The 15,666-nt window shown below is 70.3% G+C and carries 13 protein-coding genes; 6 read left to right on the top strand and 7 right to left on the bottom strand.

Features of this window, described 5'->3' with window-relative positions; genetic code table 11:
• Positions 1-350 precede the first annotated feature (350 nt).
• The gene (locus ABE85_RS08750; protein WP_067272754.1) at positions 351-1,574 is read left to right on the top strand and encodes an MFS transporter; all 1,224 of its coding nucleotides are present in this window, start codon (positions 351-353) and stop codon (positions 1,572-1,574) included.
• A 3-nt stretch (positions 1,575-1,577) separates the two neighbouring features.
• On the opposite strand, the gene ABE85_RS08745 is transcribed toward ABE85_RS08750, so the two are convergent.
• From ABE85_RS08745 to ABE85_RS08720, 6 genes are all read right to left on the bottom strand, one after another.
• On the bottom strand, positions 1,578-3,161 hold the full coding sequence (locus ABE85_RS08745; protein WP_067272751.1) for a hypothetical protein: 1,584 nt from the start codon (positions 3,159-3,161) through the stop codon (positions 1,578-1,580).
• Between the two features lie 91 nt (positions 3,162-3,252).
• The gene (locus tag ABE85_RS08740) at positions 3,253-4,644 is read right to left on the bottom strand and encodes a DUF3526 domain-containing protein (protein ID WP_067272747.1); all 1,392 of its coding nucleotides are present in this window, start codon (positions 4,642-4,644) and stop codon (positions 3,253-3,255) included.
• Positions 4,641-6,056 (bottom strand): DUF3526 domain-containing protein, encoded by a 1,416-nt coding sequence (locus ABE85_RS08735; RefSeq protein WP_067272743.1) that lies wholly within the window; start codon positions 6,054-6,056, stop codon positions 4,641-4,643. The genes ABE85_RS08740 and ABE85_RS08735 overlap by 4 nt, the downstream gene beginning before the upstream one ends.
• Positions 6,053-6,880: an ABC transporter ATP-binding protein gene (locus tag ABE85_RS08730; protein WP_197507266.1), complete on the bottom strand. Its 828-nt coding sequence runs from the start codon at positions 6,878-6,880 to the stop codon at positions 6,053-6,055. The genes ABE85_RS08735 and ABE85_RS08730 overlap by 4 nt, the downstream gene beginning before the upstream one ends.
• A complete protein-coding gene (locus ABE85_RS08725; protein ID WP_082938453.1) occupies positions 6,880-9,123 on the bottom strand; it encodes a TonB-dependent receptor in 2,244 nt (747 codons plus the stop codon). The genes ABE85_RS08730 and ABE85_RS08725 overlap by 1 nt, the downstream gene beginning before the upstream one ends.
• 116 nt (positions 9,124-9,239) lie before the next feature.
• On the bottom strand, positions 9,240-9,668 hold the full coding sequence (locus tag ABE85_RS08720; protein WP_067272740.1) for a DUF2946 family protein: 429 nt from the start codon (positions 9,666-9,668) through the stop codon (positions 9,240-9,242).
• Positions 9,669-9,807: 139 nt separating this feature from the next.
• Between ABE85_RS08720 and ABE85_RS08715 the strand changes: the two genes are divergently transcribed.
• Entirely contained in the window at positions 9,808-10,773 is a 966-nt protein-coding gene (locus ABE85_RS08715) for a GlxA family transcriptional regulator (protein WP_067272737.1), read from the top strand.
• Here ABE85_RS08715 and ABE85_RS08710 read toward each other — a convergent pair whose 3' ends face one another.
• Positions 10,774-11,064, bottom strand: a complete 291-nt coding sequence (locus ABE85_RS08710) for a hypothetical protein (protein WP_067272734.1) — start codon at positions 11,062-11,064, stop codon at positions 10,774-10,776.
• A gap of 146 nt (positions 11,065-11,210) precedes the next feature.
• Here ABE85_RS08710 and ABE85_RS08705 point away from each other — a divergent pair, with 146 nt between their 5' ends.
• The 4 genes from ABE85_RS08705 (at position 11,211) to ABE85_RS08690 (ending at position 15,628) form a co-directional block, all read left to right on the top strand.
• Positions 11,211-11,885 (top strand): GNAT family N-acetyltransferase, encoded by a 675-nt coding sequence (locus ABE85_RS08705; protein ID WP_082938452.1) that lies wholly within the window; start codon positions 11,211-11,213, stop codon positions 11,883-11,885.
• A 13-nt stretch (positions 11,886-11,898) separates the two neighbouring features.
• The gene (locus ABE85_RS08700) at positions 11,899-12,189 is read left to right on the top strand and encodes a hypothetical protein (RefSeq protein WP_067272729.1); all 291 of its coding nucleotides are present in this window, start codon (positions 11,899-11,901) and stop codon (positions 12,187-12,189) included.
• Between the two features lie 4 nt (positions 12,190-12,193).
• The gene (locus ABE85_RS08695) at positions 12,194-13,129 is read left to right on the top strand and encodes an AEC family transporter (protein WP_067272726.1); all 936 of its coding nucleotides are present in this window, start codon (positions 12,194-12,196) and stop codon (positions 13,127-13,129) included.
• Positions 13,130-13,240: 111 nt separating this feature from the next.
• Positions 13,241-15,628 (top strand): TonB-dependent siderophore receptor, encoded by a 2,388-nt coding sequence (locus ABE85_RS08690; protein WP_067272723.1) that lies wholly within the window; start codon positions 13,241-13,243, stop codon positions 15,626-15,628.
• Positions 15,629-15,666 lie beyond the last annotated feature (38 nt).

Raw genomic sequence — 15,666 nt, 5'->3', positions numbered from 1 at the left:
GGTGTGCTGGAGGCACCGATCGGCGCGGTCCGGGGACACGTTCTGCGACGCGCCTCCGGGTCCGCGACTTCTCTCCTGCGCCAACCATCCTAGGCAAAACCGCCGGATTCTGAAAGCGCTTTCACCATTTGGAGGTATGCGATTGCAACCGCATGAAAGCGGCGGTGGCGACCGGTGCGGCGGGCGGGAGGCGCCATCGGCGCGTGAGGATCGGTGCGATGTCCGGTCGGGCGCCGGAGACCGATGGGCGAGGAATGCGTCCGCAGCGGGCTTGCGGGCGAAGAGCGTCGACGGGGGGTACGGACCTCGCTTATCGTTCCGCCAGCTTTTGCTCCCCGTTCCACCCCCCGATGTCGACACCTTCCGCAACGTCTGATGCCGAGTTCTCGTTCCGCAGGATCGCGGTGCCCGCGTTCGGGCCGTCGATGCTCTTCGGCTTGGGCGAGGGCGCGATCCTGCCGATCGTGCCGCTGATGGCGCGCGACCTCGGGGCGTCGGTGTCGATGGCGGCCTTCGTGGTGACGCTGATCGGGTTGGGATCGCTGCTGAACAACATCCCGGCCTCGGTCATCACCATGCGCTGGGGCGAGCGCTGGGCCATCGTCGCGGCGGGCGTGTGGAGCGCGCTCGGCATGGCGCTGGCCGTGCTGCTGCCCGGCGTGCTCGCGCTGGGGATCGGCTGTTTCATGGTGGGCATGTCGCAGGCGGTCTACAACCTGGCGCGCCAGAGTTACCTGACCGAGGCCGTGCCCGCGGCGTACCGTGCGCGGGCGCTGTCGACGCTGGGCGGCGTGATGCGGATCGGCATGTTCATCGGACCGTTCCTGTCGGCGGCGGCGGTGCATGCCTTCGGGCTGCAGGCGGCGTTCGGCGTCGGCATCGCGGGTGTGCTGGCCGCGGCGGCGATCGGCGCGCGGCTGCCGGACCTGGAGGCGCCGCCGCACCCCGCGGGCGCGGCGGCGCCGGGACCGGTTTCGTTGAAGTCCATCGTGGCCGACCATCGCCGGGTGTTCCTCACGCTGGGCCTGGGCGTGATGCTGGTCAGCGCGGTGCGCGCGTCGCGGCAGGCGGTGATCCCGCTGTGGGCGGACCACCTGCTGCTGGCGCCGGCGGTGACCTCGCTGATCTACGGCATCTCCGGCGGCATCGAGATGCTGCTGTTCTACCCGGCGGGCCGCGTGATGGACCTGAAGGGCCGACGCTGGGTGGCGGTGCCGTCGATGGCCATCATCGGACTGGCGCTGCTGGCGATGCCGTTCACGGTCGGCTTCACGACGCTGCTGATCGCCGCGACGGCGATCGGCTTCGGCAACGGCATCGGCTCGGGCCTGATCATGACGCTGGGCGCCGACCACGCGCCGCGCCACGGCCGCGCCTACTTCCTCGCGGTGTGGCGCTTCCTGTCCGACGTGGGCGGGTCCTGCGGACCCGCGCTGCTGTCGGCGCTGGTGGCGACGGCGTCGCTGGCCGGCGGCATCGCGGTCACCGGCCTGCTGGCGATGCTGGCGGCGACCTTGCTGGGGATGTGGATCCCGGCGAAGCGGGCGGCGGCGGCGGCCGACCCGAGGCGCTGAGCGTCAGTCCTCGGCCACCCACTTGTCGCTGCGATAGGTCAGCAGCCGGCCGCTGTTCATGACGCAGGTCGAGGGCGCGCCGCTGCCGTCGGTCAGCATTCGCAGGCAGTCCTCCGGGATCTTGGGGCCAGGCTTCCACTGATGGCCGTCCGCAGCGAGCTGCTGCAGCTCGAGGCGGCTCTTGAAGGCGCCGACGTCCCAGCGCGTCGCGCGCACCGTGCCCTGGTCGTCGACGAAGACGTCGACGCCGGGGTAGGGCGGCGCCGGGCGCGGCGTCCAGGTGGCGCCGCCGTCGGTGGACAGGACCAGCTTGGAGAACATGCCACCCGACACGTACGCGCTCAGGGTCCGCTGGTCCTGACCGACGTTGAGGCGCCCGACCAGGTCGATCGGGACCGCGAGCCGGCTGACGGCGAGCGTGGCCGGGTCGACCTTGATGATCGTGTCGAAGCCGTTGACGTAGTACGCGCTGCCGTCGTTCGGCGCGACACCCCGCACCCGGTTGCCCCCGATCACCGCCGAGGTGTACTTCATGGCCTGGTCCCGGAGCGGCCGGGCGTTGTCCAGGCGTTCGCCGTCGAGCACCGACAGACGCCAGCGTTGGATGAAGGGGACGAAGTTGAGGTCCCGCGTCTCCGTGGTCGTCAACACGAACCACCGCCCGCCCACGCGGTCGATGTCGGCGACGGCCTGGCCGGGGAAGCGCGCGGGCGCCAAGGTCCAGGTCTTGCCGCCGTCCTCGCTGACGCGCAGGTCGCCTTGCACGGTGCCGGCGACGATGCGCAGGCCCGAGGCGGCGACCGCCGTGATCGCCTGCAGCGATCCGGTGTCCAGGTGCGTCCAACGGCCGTCGGGGCGACGCACGCGGACCTGGCCCAGGTCGGCGCCGTAGTAGCGCTCGCCGCCCGGACCGATGGCGGGCTCGTCCGTGGCGGGCGGCACCGTCTCCGTGGCAATGGCGAAGGCCTGCGACGGCGTGGCGGCCTGCCGGAGCCGCTCCTTCAACGGCGGACGGTTGGCATCCTCGATGGCGTTGACGATCAACGCCTGGATGAGTCCGCCTCCGGGCACCATGTCCGTTCGCGGCCTGCGAGCGGCGGGGACGGTGGTCTGGGACCAGCGCAGCGGCTCCATGCTGGAGAGGTGCGGCGCCAGTTGGCGCATCGTGATCTCCAGGTCCTGCTCCGCCTCGGGATGCGGCATGACCAGGTCGAGCAACTCGTAGTTCCCCAGTTGCAGGAAGGTCAGCGCCCCCAGATCGAGGAGGCGGCCGGCCTCCACCCGCATCGAAGGGAAGGGCTGGCCGTCCGCCTGTTTCATGTCTTCGATGCGGTACGCGCCGGCGGGAATCCAGCGACCGAAGGAGCGCGGGCCGGCGCCCTCCTGCGGCGTCAGTGCGAAGGTGACGCCGGTGCCTTCCTGTTTGAGCTGGAAGGCCGGGAACTGATCGAGTTGGGGAATGGTGATCCGGACGAAGCCGTGCGTCGCGCGCAACTGCTCCGGTGCCTGGACCGGCGGTGTGGACGCGCAACCGGCGATGAACAGCGTTGCGGCCAGCGCGGCCGCCGTCAGGGTCGTTCTCGACATGGATTCCTCCCGGAGGCGCTGTCGCGCACCTTGTTTTTGGCGAGACCCCGCCTGGACGCAGGTGCGTCCAGGCGGGGCGCGGCGGGCGTGACTATAGGTCCAGCGAGGGCTTGTCCTTCTCCGTGGAACTCCCCGCGAACCGCGGCAGCGCGGCCAGGTCTTCTGCGCTGATCCCGCGCCGGTCCATCACCTGCGGGATGAGCGCGTCCCGCCAGCGATCCTCGAAGGCATCGACCTTGCGCAGGTAGCGGACGTGACTGGCCGCGTCGGTGCCGGCCAGGCGCTCGCTCGTCAGCGTCAGCGCGAGACCCGGCGACAGCCACGACCAGCGCTCGACCCAGGCGGCCTGACGCAGACGCGCGTCGTCGAAGCGCCGCATCAGCGGACGCAGCACGCGGTCCTGCGCCAGCACGCGCGGCACGAAGCTCGCGGGCCACGCCGCCGGCAACTGCGCGGAGACCGTCGGATGCCGTAAGTACCAGTCGCGGGCGAGGGCGTCCTCGTGGGTCTCGCTGTCCTGCTGCGCCTGGCGGATCTGCACGATCGCGGCCAGGCGCGAGGGCATCGGTGACTCGCGCTGGGCGCCCCAGATCAGCCCGGCGGGAACGACGAAGCTCAGCATCACCCACAGGCCCAGCGCGGCGAGCATCGCCGCCGGTCCTGACAAGGGCAGCGCCGACAGCAGACCACCCAGCAGCACCCAGACGCCACAGAAGACCGCGAGCGCAAGCGCCCAGTGCCCGGCGGCGGACGCCGGCATTGCCGCTTCCGCCGGCGCTGTTGATGTTGCTGTTGCTGTCGCCGCTGTCGCTGCCGAGGCCTGCTGGCTTCCAGGATCGAGCAGCAGCGCCGGCAGCGTGGCGAGCAGCGTCACCCCCCACAGCGCGATGAAGCGCCAACCCAGCGCCGCGACGATCACCGGCGTCATGCCGCGGCGCGCCTGCACGCGCAGCAGGCCGAGCCGGCCCTGTTCGCGCTCCTCCTGCAGCAGGCCGGCGCACAGCGCCAGCGCGACCAGCGGCAGCAGCAGGGCCACCATCGAAGGAAGGCCTGGCAGACCGCTGTCGGTCAGCAGCGGATTGCGCAGCGGACCCGCGGGACGGGCATCCACATGACGGCTGTCGAGCGTCGCCTTGAGCTGCGCCGGCAGCACGCGCAGCCGGTCGACGCCGAGGGCGAGCCCATCGCCGACCGGCATCCTTGTGGCGCCGAGTTCGCCCCGCCCCAACTGGTAGGTCGCCTGCGCGGCGCCGGGACCGGGCGGCAGGCTGCGGAACTGCTCGACGGCGGCGGTGATGAGCGCGGTGCGACGCGCGCCGTCCTCGGCGGCGGCCTGCCGCCACGCGCGGGCTTCGAATCCCGCAGACAGCGCCGCCGTCAGCAATGCCAGGAGCAGGGCGCCGAGCGCGATCCAGGCGAGCGGCTGGCGTCGAAGCCGCAGACCCTCCGCGCGCCAGGTGTCGATGTCAGGGATGACGCTCATGGGGCCACCCTCCGCGCGCTGAACCAGAGCGCGCCGACGGCTGTCGCGAACCACAGCGCCAGCAGTCCGAGGTCGGGCAGCGCCGTGCTCACGCTGAAGCGCCACCCGGGCGGCTCGTAGGTCCACGGCGGGATCGCGCGCCACTGCGCGTCGCCCGCGTAGCGGCTTTCGAACGAGGTCAGGCCGCGCGTGGCGTCGCGGTCCCATTGGTCCATGCGCGTGGTGAAGGTCTGCCGGTACTGCTCGGCCGCGTCCTCGAAATGCCGGCGATGCGCGAGGTCCGTGCCCGCGAGCGCGCCGCCGACCGCACGCATCGGCGCGTAGGGGCTGATCGCGGTCAGGCCGCGCAGCAAGGCCTGCTGCCGCAACTGCGCTGTCCACAGCGCGTCGAAGTGCAGCGCGTGGACGCGGGCCGCGTAGGCATCGCGGAACAGCCGCCGCGCGGCGTTCGCGCCTAGCGGCAGATCGTCGAGGAGGCTCACGCCGTGTTCGGCGAGCAGCCTGGCCTCGAAGGCCTGCAGTCGCTGCTTCGAATCGCCGTCGCCGGGCAGTCCCTGCTCGATGTCGCGGCCGATGGCGGACCAGAAGTCCTGGCTCGTGGGCAGCGGCGCGAGGCGCTCGACCGCCGTTGCGCCGAGTCGCGGCACGAGGAACACCGCGGTGACCCACACGCCGGCCAGCGTCAGCAGCGCGGCGCGCGAGCTGCGGCAGAACGCGGAGACGCTCACCGTCACCGCGGCCCAGACGGCGCAGGAGACGAGCAGCGCGATGCAAAGCGTGATCGCTTCGACAGCCACGTCCGCGTCGGTGACGAGCCGGGCGCCCAGCAGCAAGGCGATCAACTGGGCGGGCACCAGCACCAGCGAGACGGCGGCGCACAGCCCGAGCCACTTGCCGAAAAGCATGGCCCGCGCACGCAGACCGCAGGCCTGCAGCAGGCGCAAGGTGCCGGACTCGCGTTCCCGCGTGATCGCGCCGTGGCCGAGGACCACGATCAGCAGCGGTACCAGCGCGCTCAGCACGAACGCCGGTGTCAATTCGCCGAAGCCGATGGCCGGCGCGGCGTCGGCCGCCGGCGCGAACATCGCCATGTTGCGCTTGTGAGGCTCCAGCCACAGCGCCTGGCCCGCCTGCGCGTCGATGCCGGGCTCCACCGCGGCCAGCGGCGAACTCGGCTTGAACGCATAGAGGCCGAAGTGCGCGCCGCGGTGCGGATGCTTGCCGCCCTGGTGGTCCCATTGCGCGCGGGAGGCGGTCTCGACTTCAAGCCGCTCCTGCTCGGCGTTGTCGCGTCGCTGCTGCGCGAGCGCGAGCATCGCGCCGAACAGCAGCACCAGCGCGACGCCCAGCACCCACAGCCGACCGTCGCGCATCTGGGCGCGGAGCTCCGTCATCACGAGGGTCCTCATCATGGCGACGGCTCCTCGACGGCGCGTGCTTCGTCGCCGGGGTCAGTACTTGCTTGGCTGCGCGGATCGCCTCGCCGTCCGCCTCGCGCCCCGGCTCGTGCATCACCCCGCGCATCACCCCGCGCGTGCTGGAGGTAGATCCGCTCCAGCTCATCGTGCGCGACGCCGCGGGCATCGAACTCCGCCACCAGGCGACCTTCGCGCAGGATGCCGATGCGGTCCGCGACCTGCAGCGCGTTGAACAGGTCGTGCGTGGCCATCAGGATCGCCAGGCCCGCGTCGCGGGCGCCGAGCACGCCGCGCGCGAATTCGTTCGCGGCCGCGGGATCGAGGCCGGACGTCGGTTCGTCCAGCAGCATGGCGCGCGCCCGCCGCGCCTTCGCGATGGCGAGTCCGACCTTCTGCCGCATCCCCTTCGAGTAGCCGTCGACGCGGCGCGAATGCGCCTCGGCGGGCAGGCCGGACGCCGCGAGCAGGTCGCAGGCGGTGCCGAAATCGATGCGCAGGCCGGAGAGCGCGCAGAAATGCTGCAGGTTCTCGATGCCACTGAGGTAGGGGTAGAGGGCGACGTTCTCCGGCAGGTAGGCGATCCGGGCGCGCGCCGCCTGCGGATCGCGCGTGGCGTCGATGCCGTCGACCAGCGCCTGGCCGGCCGCCGCCGGCACGAAGCCGAGCAGCGCGTTGAGCGTCGTGGTCTTGCCCGCGCCATTGCCGCCGAGCAGCGCGTAGACGCAGCCGGCCGGCACGCGCAGATCGAGCGCGTCCAGCGTGGCGGCGGCGCCGCGGCGCACGACGAGTCGCCGGGTTTCGAGCACCGGGGCGCTCATCAGAAGAACACCTTCAGCGAGGCGCCGACCGTGCTGCGCGGCACCGGCGAGAGCATCAGGCCCGCGGCGCTGCCGTAGGCGATCTCGGTGCCGTAGCGGTGCGGCTGGAACACCGCGTACAGCGTCGCCTGCATGGAGGCCCAGTCGTAGGTCGCGCGCAGGTCGTAGCGCGTGTAGACGGGCATCTCGCGCTCCTGCGTCGCGGGTGTTCCGACGTAGTAGGGAATGCTGGCGATGTAGTAGGCATCGGCATTCAGCGTCATCCGGCCGGCGCCGAGCGCGAAGCGGTGCTGCACGCCGCCCTTGAACTGGCGGCTCGGCACGGAGAGCTTCGCACCGGTGTTGGCCGCGGGGTTGTTCACCTTCGCTTCGAGGATGCGGGCCAGGCTGGCGTAGACGCTGGTCGACGCGGCGATCTGCCAGCGCGTCTCCAGCTCGACGCCCTTGCGGGTCGTGTCGCCGACCGACTTGAACGAACCGTCGGGCTGGCCGGTGATCTCGTCGTCGTTCTGGATGTAGTAAGCGGTGCCGGAGGTGGTCCAGCCGGCCAGCGGCGCGGTGGTGAAGCCGACGTCGTAGGAGCGGACCTTGCTCGGTGCCACGGGGCTGATCACGCCGCCGGACGCGCCCAGCGGACCGGTCGCGCCGCTGCTGCTGATCTGCTCGGCCGCCGGTGAGCGCATGCCTTGCGCGACGTTGGCGAACAGCTCCAGCGACGGCATCACCGACCACGACGCGCCGAGCTTGGGCGTCAGCACGCCCTTGCGGTAGTCGGTCGCGGCCGCGGGCAGCTTGAGGTTGTCGATGTCGTAGTCGAAGCGGTCGTAGCGCGCGCCGGCGCTGAGCTTCAGATCGCGGACGGGACGCCATTGCGCCTGCGCGAACACGCCGTAGGTGAGCAGGTCCAGGTCTTGCGCGTTGACGTAGTTGGCCGTCGGGAGGCGGTTGACGAAGATCCGGCGCGACGCATCGCCCCGGTCGGCGCGCGCCTCGGCACCGACGGCGATCGCGGCGTCCTCGCCGAGGCGGAAGTTCTGCAGCACGCGCCCGCCGAAGATGTTGCGGTGGTCGACGCCCACGGTGTGAGTCGTCGCGTTCGAGGTGATGCCGCGCGTGCGGTCGAAGCGCTCGGCGTAGGCGGTGCCGTACCAGCCGGCGTCGCCCTCGGCGGGCGCGCGGTTCAGGACCAGCGAGGTGCGGCGCGCGTTGCCGAAGCCCGGCGTGTTGGCCTGCGTGGAGCGCGGATCGAGACCCTTCTCCAGATCCGGCAGCAGCAGGTAGCCGGCGGCGGCGAAGTCGGCGACGTAGCGGGTGAAGCGCAGGCTGTAGCGGGCGTCGCCCACGCGGGTGCCGAGCTTCCAGAAGAGCGTGTCGCGGTCGGTGCGGGAGTCGCGACGGTAGCCGTCGTTTCGGTAGAGATCGGCGACGAGCAGCGAATCGATTTTCGGCAAACCACCAAAGAAACTGCTGCCCGACGCGCTGCCGGAACCGCTGTTGGATCCGTTGCCAGAGCCGTTGCTGGAGCCTCCGCCGAAGGTGTTGGAAAGCACCAGCGTGGCACGTCGAAGGCCGTAGCGTTCGACGCTCACGCCGAGGCTGGAAGGTGTCGCCGCGCCGCCGTCGCGGGTGCGGATGTCCACCGCGCCGGCGCGGTTCTGGTCGCCGTACAGCGCGGAGATGGGTCCCTTGACGACGTCGATGCCGCTGATCAGGTCGCCGACCAGCCATTCGAGGAACACCGGGCCGTGGCCCGCGCCGCCCTGGCTGGACGGGACGTTCTGCGGCACGCCGTCGACGTAGACGGCGGTGTCCGCGCCGTGCGTGCCCTGCGTCGCGAAGCCGCGCATGCGGAAACCGTTGCCTGTCTCGCCCTGGTCGATGTTGTTGGCCAGCACGCCGGGCACGCGGCGGAAGACATTGGAGATGTCGCGGCCGATGTTGGTCGAGGCGATGTCTTCCTCGCTCAGATGCTGGACGGAGCCGGGCAGGGCGGTCGGCTTGAGGCTCAGGTCGTTGCGGTCGCCGGGCTGGCGGACGGTCGACGCCGATTTGCCGGAGACCTCGACGCGTCGCAGCGCCTGCGCGTCGGCTGGTGCTTCGGCAGCGGATCCGTCCGTCTGCGCGTGGACGGTGGCGACCCCCAGGGTCGATGCGAGCGCAACGGCGACGGCGAGGGGATTCAGCGTGAAAGCCTGCAGCGGCGAGAACGAGGAAGGGACGGAGGTGAAACGGATCGAGTTCATGAGAGAGGGCCCGGGAGGAGGGAAGTCGACGCCAAGCGCGGCCGTCACCCGGCACCGGAGGTGCGGATGAAGCCGTGAAGACGTGGAGAGGTCAGGCGTCCGGAGAGGACGCAGACTCAGGCCCGGGGTGGACCTCGAGGTTCGGCCGCGAGTGCGCAGCGCCCGGTGGGCAAGCCACTGGGAGGCGCGATGGGCGGGGAAGAAGCTTCCGCATGGAAGCTGAAGACGAGCGGCGTGTCCGATGCCGCGAAGAGCTGCGCATGGAACAGGCACCACGCGCAGCCGCCGCCCTTGGCTTCGCCGGCGCCGCTGACCCCGTCAGGGCCGTCGGCATCGCCGTGATCGTCGAAGGCGGACGCGATGACGGCGTCGAAGTCGGCGGCGGCGTCGGAGGTCGTTCCTTCAACGGAGGACGTCGAAGCGCCGCTCAATGCGGTGATCGGCTGACTCACGTGCAGGGCCTCGTGCAACGGCCACGCCAGCAGCACGCTCGCCACCAGCAGGGCGAACGTCCACAGCGTGAGGGACCGGTTGAAGCGAGGCATCGATTCAGAGGCAAGGCGTTGAAAAGCGCGGGCGGGATTGTGCACCGGACTTCGTGACGCTCCGTTGGTCATGCGCGTCCGCTCCGGGTATTCACTCGCTGGTAGAGTCGTAAATCATCATCAACAGGTGAATTGCGACATGAAGGTTTCGGTGCTCGCGCTGGAAGGTCACTTCGACACCGGGCTGGCGGTGACGCTCGACGCATTGCGGGCCGCCAACAACCTGTCGGCGCTGCTGCCGGGGCTGGCGCCGCCGTTCGACGTGACGATCGTCGGCGTGAGGAAGCGTGTGCGCTCGGGCCAGGGGCTGACGGTGCCGGTGCAGGCGATCTCGTCGCGCTCGCGTCCGGACTGGGTCCTCATGCCCGCGCTGGCCGCGACCACGCCGGACCGTCTGCTGCCCGCGCTCGAACAGCGCGACGTGGCCGACGCGATGGATCAGTTGCGGACCTGGCACGCGAAGGGCGTGCCGATCGGCGCGTCCTGCATCGGGACCTTCGTCGTCGCGGAAGCGGGCCTGCTCGACGGCCGCGAGGCGACGACGACCTGGTCGCTCTCGCCGCTGTTCCGCCAGCGCTATCCGAAGGTCGCACTCGACGAATCACGGATGCTGGTGCCGACCGATGTCGGCGTCACGGCGGGCGCGGCGATGGGGCACCTCGACCTCGCGCTGTGGCTGATCCGCAAGGCGAGTCCGGAGCTGGCGGCGCTGGTGTCGCGTTACCTGCTTGCCGACATCCGCAGCCTGCAGGCGCCGTACATCATCCCGAATCACCTGGCGCAATCGGACCCGCTGATCCTGAGCTTCGAGCGCTGGTCGCGCGCGCGGCTGAAGGACGGGTTTTCGCTGCAGGACGCCGCCGCCGCGCTGGCGACGACGGCGCGCACCTTGCAGCGGCGCTGCCAGGCGGTGCTGGGCAAGTCGCCGCTGGACTACTTCCAGGACCTGCGCGTCGAGCGCGCGCAGTCGTTGCTGCATGGGAGCGGGCTGGACCTCGAGGCCATCGCCGCGGAAGTCGGCTACGCCGACGGCGCAACGTTGGGCACCTTGCTCCGTCAGCGGCTGGGACGCGGCGTGCGCGAACTGCGCAACGACCTGCGCTGATCACTTCGCCGGAATCAGACGCGCGAGCGGCATCAGCGGCACGACCGGTCGCAGCTCATAGCTCATGAGTCCGTCGGCCACCAGCGGCAGTGCGTCCAGCGTGGCCTTGGCGTCTTCCAGCGACGGGACGTCCATCAGGAAGATCGGACCGGCCTTTTCCTGGAACCAGAACTGGTCGACCTTGCCGGAGAGGTACATCCGGACGGTGTCGTGGACCTCGGCGGGCATGTGCGACTCGATCGCCTGCGGGGTCAGCGACGCGGTGGGGGAAGCGATGGCGAAAACCTTCATGGTGAGCTCCTTGTCAGATCGACGGGTTGGACAACGAAGTGAACTCTATCGACGAGTCTCAGAGGAATGAACGGTCACAAACGACATCTTTGAAGTGGATTGCGACATCCGCTCGTGAGGTCGTATCGGGCGACTACAGTTGCGCCATGCCTGCTTTTCCTGTCGAGCCTCCTGCCGAACTCCCCGGCAACGCCGCTGCCGTTGCCCCGGTCGACGCTTCAGCCGATATCCGCGCCGGATCGCCGCTCAAGCTGCTGCGGACCGGGCGCCTGCTGATGCGGGCGTCCACGCCCGCGCTGGCCGACGCCACGATCGACTACCAGTCGCGCAACCTCGCGCACTTCGCGCGCTGGGATCCGACGCGGCCTGCGAATCATTGGGAGCCGGACGTCACGCGAGCCCGCCTCGCTCGCGAAGAGGCCGCTTTCGATGCGGGCACGATCTGGCGTTACTGGCTGTCGCTGGCGGACGAGCCTGAGCGGGTGATCGGCGTGTGCGCCTTGTCGGACGTGGCGCGCGGCGTGTTCCAGAGCGCGATGCTGGGCTACAGCCTGGATGAGGGCTGCGTCGGCGGCGGGCTGATGCAGGAAGCGCTGACGCATCTGATTGACGAAGCGTTCGGGCCGGCGGTGTCGCTGCACCGCGTTCAGGCGTCGGTCCGGCCGGAGAACGCGCGCAGCCGTCGCGTGCTGGAGCGGCTCGGCTTCCGGCGTGAGGGCTTCAGCCCGCGCTACCTGTTCATCGACGGCGCGTGGCGCGATCACGAGACCTTCGCGCTGATCAATCCGCAGTGGGGCGAAACCCAGCGGCCGGCGGGTTGAAGGGCGGTCGCGGATGAAACAGCAGCCTGGGGACGTGCTCATCGGCGCAAGCGTCGTCGCCGCAGCGATGGCCTTGGCCTACCTGCTGTCGGGCGCGGCCGGAGTGATCGAGCTCTTTGGGCTCGTCCTCACGGGCAAGATCGTGCTCCATCTCCTGTCGCGCGACAGCGAAGGCGCCCGACTGCTGGGCACGCTCCTGATGCTGGGCGTGCTGCTGCGCCATCTGATGCCGCGGCGCTACAAGCGGATGATGGCGCAATGGCAGCAGGATGGGGTTCCGCCCAAGCTCGATCCGGCCGAATGACTTCATGCCCGCGACGCTGAGCATCCTGCTCCCACTCTTCGGCCTGATTGCGGCAGGCTACGGCGCGCGGCGGCTGTCGCTGCTCGACGGCCATGCGGCGAGCGTGCTCAACGCCTTCGTCGTGTGGCTCGCGCTGCCGGCCTTGCTCTTCGACATCACCGCGCACAGCAGCTGGGCCGCGTTGTGGCAGCCTGGCTTCGTCGGCGCTTTCGGGCTGGCGACGGCGTCGGTCTTTGCGGCGGTCTTCCTCGCGCGACTGCGCGCCGGACGGCCCATGGCGGACGCCTCGGTCGAAGCCGTGGCGGCGTCGTACTCGAACACGGGCTATGTGGGCCTGCCCCTTTGTCTGCTGGTCTTCGGCCGCGGCAGCCAGGTGGAGGCGACGATCGCCACGTTGATCGTCGTGTGCGTGCTGTTCTCCGTGGCGATCGTGTTGATCGAGCTCGGCCTGCAAGGCGATGGGCGCAGCCGGGCCCGTCGGGTGGGCGCGGCGTTGTGGCGCTCGCTGAAACATCCGCTGGTACTGTCGCCGCTGCTCGGCGCGGCGTGGTCGGGGACAGGTGTTGCGCTGCCCGAGGTGGCGCATACCTTCCTGCAACTGCTCGGCCAGGCGGCGACGCCATGCGCGCTGGTCGCGCTGGGCGTGTTCCTCGCGGACTGCCCGGTGCGACGCGCCGATCGCGGCACCGCCTGGGCGCTCGTGGCGGTGAAGCTGCTCGCGCTGCCGGGCCTGACGTGGTGGCTGGCGAACCACGTCTTCATGCTGCCGCCGCACAGCGCGGGCGCCGCCGTGCTGCTCGCCGCGCTGCCCACAGGCACCGGGCCGTTCATGCTGGCGGAGTTCTACCGACGGGACGTCGGGGTGTCGTCGACCACCACGCTGGTGTCGACGGTGCTGTCGCTGGGGACGCTGGCGGTGGTGCTGACGCAGTTGCGATAGAGGCAGAAGCTCGTCCTTCGCATTTGCTTGTGCGTCGCGCTTCGTTGGCCGGGCACGCCAACGCCCGCAGGCTATGAGGTTGTCGTGACTGATGAATCCCCGAAAGCCCCCATGTCCCTCCGTTCGTCCTTCCGCCCGCAGATCCCGCTGAGCGCCGTTGCGCTCGCCGCCATCGCCAGCCTCGCACCCGTCGTACAGGCTCAGACGCAGACAGCAACATCGTCGGCCGCCGCCGCCGGTGATCAACTCCAGCAGGTCGTCGTCACAGGCACGCGTCGCGTGAACCGGACCGTCGCGGAGTCCGAATCGCCCGTCGACGTCCTCAGCGTCGCTGATCTGCAACGCACCGGGACGTCTGAACTCGCGACCGCACTGGGCCAGCTGTTGCCGTCGCTGAACTTCCCGCGTCCGTCGCTGACCGACGCCTCCGACGCCGTGCGACCCGCGCAGTTGCGCGGACTCTCGCCCGATCAGACCCTCGTGCTGATCGACGGCAAGCGTCGCCACACTACCGCGGTCGTCAACATCAACGGCACGCAGGGCCGCGGCTCCGCGCCGGTGGACCTGAACACCATCCCGTTCGCCGCCATCGAGCGCGTCGAAGTCCTGCGCGACGGCGCCGCCGCGCAGTACGGCTCCGACGCGATCGCCGGCGTGATCAACATCGTGCTCAAGAAGGGCGCCAAGGGCGGCAGCATCAACGCCGAGGTCGGCCAGACCGATTCAGGCGACGGCTTCCGCCACACCGAGTCGGCCAGCGCGGGCTTCGCACTCGGTCAGGACGGCTGGGTGCGCTTCGCGCTCGAGAACCGCCATCAGCAGCGCACCAACCGCGCCGGCGTCGACACGCGTGAAGCGGCGACCGAACCCCGCTTCGGCCAGGTCAACAACCGCCTCGGCGATCCGGACAGCCATCAGCAGTCCGCCGTGATCAACGCCGCGATCGCGCTGACCGGCAGCCTGCAGGCCTATGCCGTCGCCACGCTGAGCCATCGCGACACGGTCTCCGCCGCGTTCTGGCGGACCCGCGCAACCGCCGTCGCCAACAACGTCGCGGGCTTGTATCCGGAAGGCTTCCTGCCGCTGGAGCAGAGCACCACGGTCGACACCGGCATCGTGGCCGGCGTGCGCGGCGAACTCGCCGGCTGGTCCTGGGATGCGAGCGTCAACCATGGCCGCAACCGCTTCGACATCGACGTGGCCAACACGGCGAACTATTCGCTCGGCAATGCGAGTCCGACACGCTTCGATGCGGGCCGGCTCAGCAATCAGCAGACGGTGCTGAACCTGGACCTGTCGCGTGAGGTCGACATCGGCCTCGCCGCGCCGTGGACCTTGGCGTTTGGCGCAGAGGCTCGTCGCGAGCGCTATGAGATCGACGCCGGCGAACCCGCGTCGTATCAGAGCGGCGGCGCCTCCGGCTTCCCCGGCTTCCAGCCGAGCAACGCCGGCGCGCATTCGCGCCACGACATCGCCGCCTACGCCAGCCTCGAAGGCCAGGTAACGAAGGCCTTCAGCGCCTCCGCCGCGCTGCGCGCCGAGCACTACAACGACTTCGGCAGCGCGACCTCGGCCAAGTTGTCGGGCCGCTATGTGTTCTCGCCGGCCGTGGCGCTGCGCGGCACTGTCTCCACCGGCTTCCGCGCGCCGTCGCTGGCGCAGCAGTACTTCGCCACCACGTCGACCAACCTGATCAACGGCGCGCTGGTCGACGCCGGCACTTTCCCGGTCGAATCGGCGCCCGCAGCGGCGCTGGGCGCGAAGCCGCTGAAGGCGGAGAAGTCGCGCAATGTGAGCCTGGGCCTGCTGCTGCAGCCGCTGGCGCAATGGCAGACGACGGTCGATGTCTACCAGATCGACATCGACGACCGCGTCCTGCTGTCGGCCAACCTGACGCTGCCCGCCGCGCTGCGCAACCAGTTGGCGGCGCAAGGCGTGCTGGTCAGCGCGGGCCGCTACTTCACCAACGCGCTGGACACGCGCACGCGCGGCGTGGACATCGTGAGCACGTGGCAGCAGGACTGGGGCGGCGCGGGTCGCGGCCAGTACACGGTGGCCTACAACCACAACAAGAATTCGATCCGGCATGTCGACGACAACCCGGCCATCCTGACCGCCAGCAACCTGGAGCTGATCGACCGTGTCTCGCTGGCGCGCGCCACGATCGGGTCACCGAAGGACAAGCTGGTGCTTGGCGCCGAACACCGCTTTGGCCCGTGGATAGTCCGCGCCGCGGCGAGCCGCTACGGCAGCTTCGTGATCCGCCAGTCCAATGCGGCCAACGACCAGACCTTCGGGCCGGCGTGGCTGCTGGATCTGTCGGCGGGATGGGAGCAGGGCGCCTGGTCGCTCAGCGCCGGCATCGACAACGTCACCAACCGCTACCCCGATCGAGTGATCACGCCGAACGCCATCGGCGGCATCCTGGCTTACAACCAGTTCTCGCCGTTCGGGGCGAACGGGCGTCAGTACTACGCGAAGGCCGGTTATCGCTGGTGATCGTCCGTCACGTTCCGGCCGCAGGGCCGGGATGCGAT

The sequence above is a fragment of the Mitsuaria sp. 7 genome (assembly GCF_001653795.1).
GTDB lineage: Bacteria > Pseudomonadota > Gammaproteobacteria > Burkholderiales > Burkholderiaceae_C > Roseateles.
Note: the sequence above shows the minus strand (reverse complement) of the source record. Positions and strands in the feature narration are given on the sequence as shown.